Genomic DNA, 12,473 nt, shown 5'->3' with positions numbered 1-12,473 from the left:
GCAGCTCGGCCGGCGCGGGCAGCGCGGCGCGGTCGAGCTTGCCGTTGGGAGTGAGCGGCAGCGCGTCGAGCCGGGTGTAGGCGGCTGGCAGCATGTAGTCGGGCAGCTCGCGGGCCAGCTGCTCGCGCAGCACGGCGGGCTCGATCTCGTCGCCGCAGTAGTAGGCCAGCAGCCGCGGATGCCCCGGCAGGTCCTCGCGTACGGTGGCAGCGGCGTCGCGCACGCCGGGGATGGCGAGCAGGCGGGCCTCGATCTCGCCGAGCTCGATGCGGAAGCCGCGCAGCTTGACCTGGTGGTCGATGCGGCCGAGGTAGGCCAGCCGGCCGTCGGGCAGCCAGCGGGCCAGGTCGCCGGTGAAGTACATGCGGCTGCCGGGGGCGGCGTAGGGGTCGGGCAGGAAGCGCTCGGCGGTCAGGTCGGGGCGGCCGAGGTAGCCGCGTGCCAGCCCGTCGCCGGCGATGTAGAGCCGGCCGGCGACGCCCACGGGCACCGGCTCGCCCTGGTCGTCGAGGAGGTAGACGCGGGTGTTGTCGATGGGGCGGCCGATGGTGATGCCGGGGCTGTCGCCCTCGGCGGGCGCCTGGAGGACATCCACGGTGGACCAGACGGTGGTCTCGGTCGGGCCGTAGAGGTTCCACAGGCGCGGCACGCGGGCCAGCAGGCGGCTCGCCAGGTCCGGCGGCAGGGCCTCGCCACCGCACAGCACCTTCAGCGGCTGGGCCGGCCAGCCCTGGTCGATGAGCATGCGCCAGGTGGAAGGCGTGGCCTGCATGACGGTGATGGCGCGTGCCGGCCTCGCGTTGGCCGCGTGGCCCGCATCGGCCGCGTCCGCCGCGTCGGCTGCCCCGGCTGCGTCGGCTGATACCACCGGCGCCTGCAGCAGCGCGAGCAACTGCTGCGGGTCGGCGGCCGCCTCGCGGGAGGCGAGCACGGTGGTGGCGCCGTGCAGCAGGGGCAGGTAGAGCTCCAGCACCGCGATGTCGAAGGACAGGGTGGTGACGGCCAGCAGCGAGTCGGTGGGCTGCAGCTGCAGCTGGGCCTGCATGGCGGCGAGGAAGTTGGCGACGCCGCGGCGGGTCACTTGCACGCCCTTGGGCCGGCCGGTGGAGCCGGAGGTGTAGAGCAGGTAGGCGAGGTCGTCCGGCCCGGCGAGCGGGACCGGGTTGTCCTCCGTGCCGGCACGCGGCGCCAGGGGGCCGCCGGCGCCGGCGCGGGACGCCGGTGCGGCCTCCTGACCGGCCGCTGCGCCGGCCTGCGGTTCATCGGCACAGAAGATGGGCACCTCCAGGCCGGGCCAGCGGTCCTGCCAGGCGGCCTGGGTCAGCAGCGCCGCGGGCCGCGCGTCGCGCAGCATGTAGGCGAGCCGCTCCGGCGGGTAGGCCGGGTCCAGCGGCAGGTAGGCGCCGCCGGCCTTGACCACCGCGAGCAAGGCGGTGATCAGGTCGACCGAGCGCTCCATGCACAGGGCCACCCGCACCTCCGGGCCGATGCCCGCCGCCCGCAGCCGGTGGGCCAGCTGGTTGGCACGGCGGTTCAGCTCGGCGTAGGTGAGCGAGGCATCGCCGTGGCGCACCGCGACGGCGTCCGGCGTGCGGGCCGCCTGGGCTTCGAAGGCGGCCTGCAGGTCCGGCGCCGGCGCGCGTGCGGTGTCGTTCCAGCCGGCCAGCAGCTGCCGGCGCTCGGCGGGCTGCAGCAGCGGCAGCCGGCAGACCGGGGCCTGCGGGTCGGCCACGACCGCCTGCAGCAGGGCCTGGAACAGCCCGGCGTACCGCTCGATGGTGGTGGCGTCGAACAGGTCGGTGTTGTATTCGAAGCCGCAGGCCAGGCCGTCGTCGGTCTCGGTGACCGACAGGGTCAGGTCGAACTTCGCGACGCCCGCGGTCTCGGGCAGCGCCGAGAGCGTCAGCCCGGGCAGCTCCAGGCGCTCGGACGGCGTGTTGTGCAGCGTCAGCAGCACCTGGAACAGCGGCGAGTGGCTCAGCGCGCGCGGCAGGGCCAGCGCCTCCACCAGCTGCTCGAAGGGCAGGTCCTGGTGGGCGTAGGCGGCCAGCGTGGTGGCGCGCACCTGCTGCAGCAGCCGGTCGAAGCCCGCCTCCGGCTCGATGCGGGCGCGCAGCACCAGCGTGTTGATGAAACAGCCGATCAGCCCCTCGGTCTCCAGCCGGGTGCGGTTGGCGATGGGCGTGCCGATGCACAGGTCACGCTGGTGCGTCAGCCGCGAGAGCAGCAGCTGCAGCGCGGCGGCCAAGGCCATGAACAGCGTGGCCTCGCCGCGGCGGGCCAGCGCCCGCAGGCCGGCGGTGCAGTCGCGCGGCACCGTGAAGGCGTGCCGGGCGCCATGGAAGGTCTGCAGCGCGGGCCGGGGCCGGTCGGTCGGCAGCTCCAGCGAGGCGGGCGCGCCGGCCAGCTCGGCGGTCCAGTACGCCAGCTGCCGCTGCAGCGTCTCGCCCTGCAGCCAGCCGCGCTGCCAGGCCGCGAAGTCGGCGTACTGCCATGGCAGCTCCGCGAGCGGCGAGGGCCGGACGGCGGTGTAGGCACCGTACAGCGCGGCCAGCTCGCGCACCAGCACGCCCAGCGACCAGCCGTCGCAGACGATGTGGTGCAGCGTGAACAGCAGCCGGTGCTGTTCGGGCGCGAGCTTCACCAGCCGGGCACGCACCAGCGGTCCGGTGCTCAGGTCGAACGGCGCAACGGCCTCCTCCTGTGCGAGGGTGGCGGCCAGGGTCTGGCGCTCGGCCGCGGGGAGGTGGCTCAAGTCGGTCACCGGCAGCGGCAGGTCCAGCCGCTCGGCAATCACCTGCACGGCGGTGCCGTCCACGCTGGCGAAGGTGGTGCGCAGGCTTTCGTGACGCCGCACGATCTCGCCGAGGGCGCGGCGCAGCGCGTCGGCGTCCAGCCGGCCGTCCAGCTGCAGGGCGCCAGGCAGGTGGTAGAGCGCGGCGCCGGGTTGCAGGTGGTCGAGGAACCAGAGGCGTTCCTGCGCGAAGGACAGCGGCAGCGGCGCGCTGCGGTCGGCCCGGCGCATCGCCGGCGCGGGGGACACGCCGCCGGCGACCGCAGCGGCATCGGCCGTGGAGGCCCCTGCCGCGAAGGAGGCGCCGGCCATGGTGGCCTCGCTTGCCGTGGCGGACCCACCCGCGGCCGCGATGCGGGCGGCCAGCTCGCCGAGCGTGGGCGCCTCGAAGAGGGTGCGCAGGGGCAGCTCGAGGTGGAAGGCGGCGCGCAGGCGGGAGACGAGCTGGGTGGCGAGCAGCGAGTGGCCGCCGAGGTCGAAGAAGTGGTCGTGCAGGCCGACGCGCTCGACGCCGAGCAGCTCGGCCCAGAGGCCGGCGAGGCGGCGCTCGACGGGCGTGGCGGGAGCCAGGTAGTGGGTCTGCACGGCGGTGAGGTCGGGCGCGGGCAGCCTGGCGCGGTCGAGCTTGCCGTTGGGGGTGAGCGGCAGGGCGTCGAGCCGGGTGTAGACGGCCGGCAGCATGTACTCCGGCAAGGCCTGCGCGAGGTGCTCGCGCAGCACGGCGGGCGGGATGTCGTCGCCGCAGTAGTAGGCCAGCAGGCGGGCTGAGCCGGCGGCGTCCTCGCGCACGGTGGCGGCGGCGTCGCGCACACCGGGGATGGCGAGCAGGCGGGCCTCGATCTCGCCGAGCTCGATGCGGAAGCCGCGCAGCTTGACCTGGTGGTCGATGCGGCCGAGGTAGGCCAGCCGGCCGTCGGGCAGCCAGCGGGCCAGGTCGCCGGTGAAGTACATGCGGCTGCCGGGGGCGGCGTAGGGGTCGGGCAGGAAGCGCTCGGCGGTCAGGCCGGGGCGGCCGAGGTAGCCGCGTGCCAGCCCGTCGCCGGCGATGTAGAGCCGGCCGGCGACGCCCACGGGCACCGGCTCGCCCTGGTCGTCGAGGAGGTAGACGCGGGTGTTGTCGATGGGGCGGCCGATGGTGATGCCGGGGCTGTCGCCCTCGGCGGGCGCCTGGAGGACATCCACGGTGGACCAGACGGTGGTCTCGGTCGGGCCGTAGAGGTTCCACAGGCGCGGCACGCGGGCCAGCAGGCGGCTCGCCAGGTCCGGCGGCAGGGCCTCGCCACCGCACAGCACCTTCAGCGGCTGGGCCATCCAGCCCTGGTCGATGAGCATGCGCCAGGTGGAAGGCGTGGCCTGCATGACGGTGATGGCGCGTGCCGGCCTCGCGTTGGCTGCGTCGGCCGTGTCGGCCGCGTTGGCTGCGTCGGCTGATACCACCGGCGCCTGCAGCAGCGCGAGCAACTGCTGCGGGTCGGCGGCCGCCTCGCGGGAGGCGAGCACGGTGGTGGCGCCGTGCAGCAGGGGCAGGTAGAGCTCCAGCACCGCGATGTCGAAGGACAGGGTGGTGACGGCCAGCAGCGAGTCGGTGGGCTGCAGCTGCAGCTGGGCCTGCATGGCGGCGAGGAAGTTGGCGACGCCGCGGCGGGTCACCTGCACGCCCTTGGGCCGGCCGGTGGAGCCGGAGGTGTAGAGCAGGTAGGCGAGGTCGTCCGGCCGTGCCCGCGGGGCCGGGTTGGCGTCGGAGCAGTCGGGCCAGGCGCTGCCCAGCAGGCACCAGACCGGCACCTCGCAGGCGGGCCACTGCACGCCGAGGCCGGCCTGCGTCAGCAGCACCGCGGGGCGGGCGTCGTCCATCATGTAGGCCAGGCGCTCGGGCGGGTAGGCGGGGTCCAGCGGCAGGTAGGCGCCGCCGGCCTTGGCGACGGCGAGCAGCGCGGCCAGCAGGTCGACCGAGCGCTCCAGGCAGACCGCGACGCTCACGCCGGGGCCGACGCCGAGCCCGATGAGGTGGTGGGCCAGCACGTTGGCACGCGCGTTGAGCGCGGCGTAGCTGAGGGAGCGGGCGCCCGCCACCACGGCGACGGCGTGCGGCGTGCGTGCGACCTGGGCCTCGAAGGCCTCCTGCAGCCCCGGGGCGGGTGCACGCGCGGTGTGGTTCCAGGCGTCCAGCAGCTGCCGGCGCTCGGGCGGCTGCAGCAGCGGCAGCCGGGACACCGGCGCCTGCGGGTCGGCCACGACCGACTGCAGCAAGGTGCGCAACAGCCCGGCGTAGCGCTCGATCGTGCCCGCGTCGAACAGGTCGGTGTTGTATTCGAAGTGGCAGGCCAGCCCCTCCGGCGACTCGACGGCCGACAGGCTGAGGTCGAACTTCGCGACGCTGGTGGCCGTCGACAGCGGCTGCAACGTCAGCCCCGGCAGCTCCAGGCGCTCGGAGGGCGTGTTGTGCAGGGTCAGCATCACCTGGAACAGCGGCGAGCGGTTCAGCGTGCGCGGCAACGCCAGGGCGTCGACCAGCTGCTCGAAGGGCAGGTCCTGGTGGGCATAGGCCGCCAGCGTGGTCGAGCGCACCTGCTGCAGCAGCCGGTCGAAGCCGGCCTCCGGCTCGATGCGGGTGCGCAGCACCAGCGTGTTGATGAAGCAGCCGATCAGCCCCTCGGTCTCCAGCCGGGTGCGGTTGGCGATGGGCGTGCCGATGCACAGGTCGCGCTGGTGGCTGAGCCGTGACAGCAGCAGCTGCAGCGCGGCGGCCAGCGCCATGAACAGCGTGGCCCCTCCCTGCTGCGCCAGCGCCTGCAGCCCCTCGGTGCACTCGCGCGAGACCGTGAAGGCGAACTGCTCGCCGTGGAAGGTCTGCTGCGCCGGACGGGGCCGGTCGGTCGGCAGCTCCAGCGCCGCGGGCGCACCCTCGAGCTGCGTGGTCCAGTACGCCAGCTGGCGTTGCAGCACCTCGCCCTGCAGCCAACCGCGCTGCCAGGCGGCGAAGTCGGCGTACTGCAGCGGCAGCTCGGGCAGCGGCGAGGGCTGTCCCTGGGTGAAGGCGGCGTAGAGCGCAGCCACCTCGCGCACCAGCACGCCGAGCGACCAGCCGTCGCAGACGATGTGGTGGAGCGTGAGCAGCAGCACATGCTCCTCGGCGGCCAGCCGCACGAGGCGGGCACGCACCAGCGGGCCCTCAGCCAGGTCGAAGGGCGTGGCCGCCTCCTCCTGGGCGAGCCAGGTGGCATGGGCCTGCCGCTCGGCGGGCGGCAAATGGTCCAGCTCGGCGACCGGCAGCGCCAGCGCCAGCCGCTCGGCGATCCGCTGCACCGCAACGCCGTCCACGATGCTGAAGGTGGTGCGCAGCGTCTCGTGCCGGCGCACGATCTCGTTCAGCGTGGCGGTGAGCGCCGGCACATCGAGCCGGCCGCCCAGGCGCACGGCCGCCGGCAGGTTGTAGAACGGGCTGCCCGGCTCGAACTGGTCCAGGAACCACAGGCGCTGCTGCGCGAACGACAGCGGCAGCGGGCCGCTGCGTCCGATGCGCTCGATCGGCGACGCCTGGGCGTCCTGGCCGGAGGCGGCCAGCCGGGCCGCGAGTGCCTCCAGGGTCGGCGTCTCGAACACCGCCTTCAGCGGCAGCTCCGTCCCGAGCGTGGCCCGCACCCGCGACACCAGCTGGGTGGCGAGCAGCGAATGCCCGCCGAGCGCGAAGAAGTTGTCGTCGAGCCCCGGCGCCTCCACGTCGAGCAGCTCGCGCCAGATCGCCGCCAGCGCGACCTCCGCCGGGCGCACCGGCACCCGCCCGGGCCCGTGCGCGGCAAGCGGGCCGGGCGCGGGCAGGGCGCCACGGTCGAGCTTGCCGTTGACGGTGAGCGGCAGTGCGTCGAGGGTGACATAGGCGGCCGGCAGCATGTGCTCGGGCAGCACGGCGGCCAGGTGCTTGCGCAGGGCCTGCGGGTCGATCGGGGGCCGCGGCTGAGGCTGCACGTCGCCTGCAGGCGCTGTGGGCAGGCCGGCCGGGGCCGGGCCGGATGCGGCCGCGTCGGGCGCGTGCGGCACGACGTAGGCGACCAGGCGCACGTCACCGGGCCGGTCCTCGCGGGCGAGCACGACGGCCTCGCGCACGCCGGGGGCGGCGAGCAGGCGGGCCTCGATCTCGCCCAGCTCGATGCGGAAGCCGCGCACTTTGACCTGGTGGTCGTTGCGGCCGAGGAAGTCGATGCTGCCATCGGCGATCCGGCGGCCCAGGTCGCCGGTGCGGTAGAGCCGCTCGCCGGGCAGGAAGGGATCGTCGATGAAACGCTCGGCGGTCAGCTCGGGGCGGTTCAGGTAGCCGCGCGCGAGGCCGGCGCCGCCGACGTACAGCTCGCCGACCACGCCGGGCGGCACCGGCTGCAGGAAGGCATCCAGCAGGTGCAGGCGCAGGTCGGGGAGGCGCCGGCCGATGGGGCTGCCGCCGCGGTGCTCGACATCGGCCGGCGACAAGGGGCGCCAGGTGACGTGCACGGTGGTCTCGGTGATGCCGTACATGTTGACGAGCTGGCAGCGGTCGGCACCGTTATGCGCATACCAGGGCGCCAGGCTGGCCGGCTCCAGGGCCTCGCCGCCGAAGACGACAAAACGCAGCGCATGACGCGGCGCACCGGCCGGCTCCAGCTCGGCCTGGGCGGCGACGAGCTGGCGGAAGGCGCTGGGGGTCTGGTTGAGCACCGTGACGCCTTCGTCGCACAGCAGCGTGTAGAACTCGCGCGGCGAGCGGCTGGTGAGGTAGGGCACGACGACCAGGCGGCCGCCGTGCAGCAGCGCGCCCCAGATCTCCCAGACGGAGAAGTCGAAGGCGGTGGAGTGGAACAGGGTCCAGACATCCCGGGCGCCGAAGCCGAACCATGGGGCGGTGGCGGAGAACAGGCGGCTCACCTGGCGGTGCTCGACCATCACGCCCTTGGGGCGGCCGGTGGAGCCGGAGGTGTAGATGATGTAGGCCAGGTGATCGGGGCGGACGACCGTCGCCGGGTCGTGCCCGGGCTCGGCGAGCCAGTCCGGGTGGTCGAAGTCGAGCGTGTGCGGCGCGGCGTCCATCGCGGGCAGGCCCTGCTCGGTGAGCAGCGCCACCGGCTGGCTGTCCGCCAGCGTGAAGGCGATGCGCTCGGCGGGGTAGTCGGGGTCGAGCGGCACATAAGCGCCACCGGCCTTGAGCGTGGCGAGCAGGGCGACCAGCAGGCGCGGGCCCCGGCGCAGCGCGAGGGCGACGCGGGCATCCGGGCCGACGCCCAGCGCGAGGAGGCGGTGGGCCAGCTGGTTGGCCTGGCGGTTGAGCTCGGCATAGCTGAGGGTGCGCCCCTCGAAGCTGACGGCGATCGCCTGCGGCGAACGGGCCACCTGTTGCTCGAACAGCCGGTGCAGGCAGGCGGGCGCAGGCGCCTCGGCCGCGGCGCCTGCGGCGATGACGGCCTGGTGGCTGGCGGCTGCGCCGACGCTGCGGCCGTTCCCGGCTTCGGCCGCCACGGCCGCCGGCTCCCGGGCGCCGCCTGGCATCCGGTTGGCCTCGTACACCAGTGCTTCGCGCTCATCGGCCGTCAGCAGCGGCAGCTGCCACACCGGCGCCGATGCGTCGGCCACGAAGGCGCGCAGCAGGGTGCCCCAGTGCCCGATCCAGCGCTCGACGGTCGCGCGGTCGAACAGCGCGGTGGCGTAGCCCAGCTGTCCGCAGATGTGTTGCCCGTCGTCGTGCAGGGTCAGCTCCAGGTCGAACTTGACGCGGGTTGGCTCGGCGGGCAGGGCTTCGAGCGCCAGCCCGGGCAGCTGCAGCCGGCCGGCCGGCGCGTTCTGCCAGGCGAACAGCACCTGGAACAGCGGGGTGTGCGCCATCGTGCGCGCCGGCTGCAGCGCCTCGACGACCTGCTCGAACGGCAGGTCCTGGTGGGCTTGCGCGGCTAGTGTCGTCTTCTTCACCTGGTGCAGCAGGGCCTCCACGGACAGGGACGCGCCGACATCGACGCGCAGCGCCAGCGTGTTCACGAAAAAGCCGATCAACGGCTCCACCTCGGCCCGGGTGCGGTTGGCCACGGGCGTGCCGATCACCACGTCGGCCTCGCCGCTCAGCCGCGCCATCAGCAGCGACCAGGCGGCCATCAGGCTCATGAAGAGCGTGCAGCCGTGCTGCTGGCTGTGCCGGCGCAGCGCGGCGCTCAGATCGGCGTCGAGCATCACCGCCACGGCGTCGCCGGCCGGGTCCTGCAGGGCCGGGCGCGGCCGGTCGGTCGGCAGCGCGAGCAGTGCCGGCGCACCCTGCAGGTGGCCGCGCCAGAAGTCGAGCTGGCGCTGCAGCAGCGCCCCCTCCAGGTGGCGGCGCTGCCACACGGCGTAGTCGGCGTACTGCACCGGCAGCGGCGGCAGCGGGTCGGGCCGGCCCTCGCGGAAGGCGGTGTACAGGGCGCTGAACTCGTCGACCAGCACGCCCATCGACCAGGCGTCGGAGACGATGTGGTGCATCGTGACGAGCAGCACGTGCTCCTCGCGCGCCAGCCGCAGCAGCCGGCCGCGGATCAGCGGGCCGTGCGCCAGGTCGAAGGGCGTGGTGGCTTCGTCGGCGGCCGCACGCTGCAGTGCCGCCTGGGGGGAGGTGCAGCCTTGGAGGTCCTCCAGGGCCAAAGCGAAACCGGGGCCGGCCGCATCGATCCGCTGTACCGCGCGCCCCTCGAGCTCGACGAAGCGGGTGCGCAGCGCTTCATGCCGGTCCACGATGGCGTCGAGCGCCGCGCGCAGCGCTTGCGTGTCGAGCGCCCCCGACAGCCGCACGCCGGCCGGCACGTGGTAGGCACTGTCCACGGCGCTGTCCAGGCGCGACAGGAACCACAGGCGCTGCTGCGCGAAGGACAGCGGCAGCGGCCCCTGGCGCGGCGTCGGCACGACGGCCGGCAGTGCGTGGCCGGTGGCGGCCTCGGCGCGCGCGGCAAAGGCGCCCAGCGTCGGATGGGTGAACAGGTCGGCCAGCGGCACCTCGACGCCGAGGCGGGTGCGGATGCGGGAGACCAGCTGCGTGGCGAGCAGGGAGTGCCCACCCAGTTCGAAGAAGTGATCGTTCAAACCGACCTGCTCCGCACCGAGCAGCTCGGCCCAGAGGTCGGCCAGGGCCCGCTCGGTCTCGGTGGCCGGGGCGACCGGATGCGCCTGCGCGGCCGAGAGGCCGGGCGCGGGCAGGGCGCCACGGTCGAGCTTGCCGTTGACGGTGAGCGGCAGTGCGTCGAGGGTGACATAGGCGGCCGGCAGCATGTGCTCGGGCAGCACGGCAGCCAGGTGCTCGCGCAGGGCCTGCGGGTCGATCGGGGGCCGCGGCTGGGGCTGCACGTCGCCTGCAGGCGCTGTGGGCAGGCCGGCCGGGGCCGGGCCGGATGCGGCCGCGTCGGGCGCGTGCGGCACGACGTAGGCGACCAGGCGCACGTCGCCGGGCCGGTCCTCGCGGGCGAGCACGACGGCCTCGCGCACGCCGGGGGCGGCGAGCAGGCGGGCCTCGATCTCGCCCAGCTCGATGCGGAAGCCGCGCACTTTGACCTGGTGGTCGTTGCGGCCGAGGAAGTCGATGCTGCCATCGGCGATCCGGCGGCCCAGGTCGCCGGTGCGGTAGAGCCGCTCGCCGGGCAGGAAGGGATCGTCGATGAAACGCTCGGCGGTCAGCTCGGGGCGGTTCAGGTAGCCGCGCGCGAGGCCGGCGCCGCCGACGTACAGCTCGCCGACCACGCCGGGCGGCACCGGCTGCAGGAAGGCATCCAGCAGGTGCAGGCGCAGGTCGGGGAGGCGCCGGCCGATGGGGCTGCCGCCGCGGTGCTCGACATCGGCCGGCGACAAGGGGCGCCAGGTGACGTGCACGGTGGTCTCGGTGATGCCGTACATGTTGACGAGCTGGCAGCGGTCGGCACCGTTATGCGCATACCAGGGCGCCAGGCTGGCCGGCTCCAGGGCCTCGCCGCCGAAGACGACAAAACGCAGCGCATGACGCGGCGCACCGGCCGGCTCCAACTCGGCCTGGGCGGCGACGAGCTGGCGGAAGGCGCTGGGGGTCTGGTTGAGCACCGTGACGCCTTCGTCGCACAGCAGCGTGTAGAACTCGCGCGGCGAGCGGCTGGTGAGGTAGGGCACGACGACCAGGCGGCCGCCGTGCAGCAGCGCGCCCCAGATCTCCCAGACGGAGAAGTCGAAGGCGGTGGAGTGGAACAGGGTCCAGACATCCCGGGCGCCGAAGCCGAACCATGGGGCGGTGGCGGAGAACAGGCGGCTCACCTGGCGGTGCTCGACCATCACGCCCTTGGGGCGGCCGGTGGAGCCGGAGGTGTAGATGATGTAGGCCAGGTGATCGGGGCGGACGACCGTCGCCGGGTCGTGCCCGGGCTCGGCGAGCCAGTCCGGGTGGTCGAAGTCGAGCGTGTGCGGCGCGGCGTCCATCGCGGGCAGGCCCTGCTCGGTGAGCAGCGCCACCGGCTGGCTGTCCGCCAGCGTGAAGGCGATGCGCTCGGCGGGGTAGTCGGGGTCGAGCGGCACATAAGCGCCACCGGCCTTGAGCGTGGCGAGCAGGGCGACCAGCAGGCGCGGGCCCCGGCGCAGCGCGAGGGCGACGCGGGCATCCGGGCCGACGCCCAGCGCGAGGAGGCGGTGGGCCAGCTGGTTGGCCTGGCGGTTGAGCTCGGCATAGCTGAGGGTGCGCCCCTCGAAGCTGACGGCGATCGCCTGCGGCGAACGGGCCACCTGTTGCTCGAACAGCCGGTGCAGGCAGGCGGGCGCTGGCGCCTCGGCCGCGGCGCCTGCGGCGATGACGGCCTGGTGGTTGGCCCCTGAGCTGACGCTGCGGCCGTTCCCGGCTTCGGCCGCCATGGTCGCCGGCTCCCGGGTGTCGCCTGGCATCCGGTTGGCTTCGTACACCAGTGCTTCGCGCTCATCGGCCGTCAGCAGCGGCAGCTGCAGCACGTGCGCCGGCGCGTCGGCCACCAGCCCCGCGAGCAGCGTCGTCCAGTGGCCGATCCAGCGCTCGACGGTGGCCCGGTCGAACAGCGCGCTGGCATACCCGAGGCGACCGCGGATGGTGCCGGCCTCCTCGTAGAGGCTCATCTCGAGGTCGAACTTGACCCGGTCAGTGGGCGTGTCCAGCGGCTCCAGCGCGAGCCCGGGCAGCTGCAGCTCGCCCTGCGGCGCGTTCTGCCAGGCGAACAGCACCTGGAACAGCGGGGTATGCGCCATGCTGCGTGCTGGCTGCAGCGCCTCCACCACCTGCTCGAAGGGCAGGTCCTGGTGGGCCTGCGCCGCCAGGGTGCTGCGCTGCACCTGCTCCAGCAGCCCGGCCACCGTCGGGTTGGCGGCGAACGCCACCCGCAGCGCCAGCGTGTTGACGAAAAAGCCAATCAGCGGCTCGACCTCGGGCCGGGTGCGGTTCGCGACCGGCGTGCCGATCACCACCTCGTCCTGGCCGCTCAGCCGGGCCATCAGCAGCGACCAGCCGGCCAGCAGCGTCATGAACAGCGTGGTGCCATGGCGCCGGCCGAGCGCGCGCAAGGCGTCGGCGAGCGCCGGGTCCAGGCTGACGGGAACCGCTTCGCCGGCATGGTCCTGCAGCATCGGCCGCGGCCGGTCGGTCGGCAGCGCCAGCAGGCCCGGCGCGCCCTGCAGGTGAGCGCGCCAGAAATCGAGCTGGCGCTGCAGCAGGGCACCTCCG

Annotated in this window: 1 protein-coding gene (only partly in view); it reads right to left on the bottom strand. The window is 74.3% G+C overall.

The features are described from left to right. Window positions 1-12,473 carry part of the coding region annotated (locus tag N7L95_RS29560; RefSeq protein WP_301261179.1) for a non-ribosomal peptide synthase/polyketide synthase on the bottom strand (this coding region is incomplete at its 3' end). Its footprint extends 21,020 nt past the window's final position, so 12,473 of the 33,493 annotated nt are shown.

The sequence above is a fragment of the Eleftheria terrae genome, from assembly GCF_030419005.1.
Lineage (GTDB): Bacteria > Pseudomonadota > Gammaproteobacteria > Burkholderiales > Burkholderiaceae_C > Caldimonas > Caldimonas terrae.
This window is presented reverse-complemented; position numbering and strand designations above follow the sequence as displayed.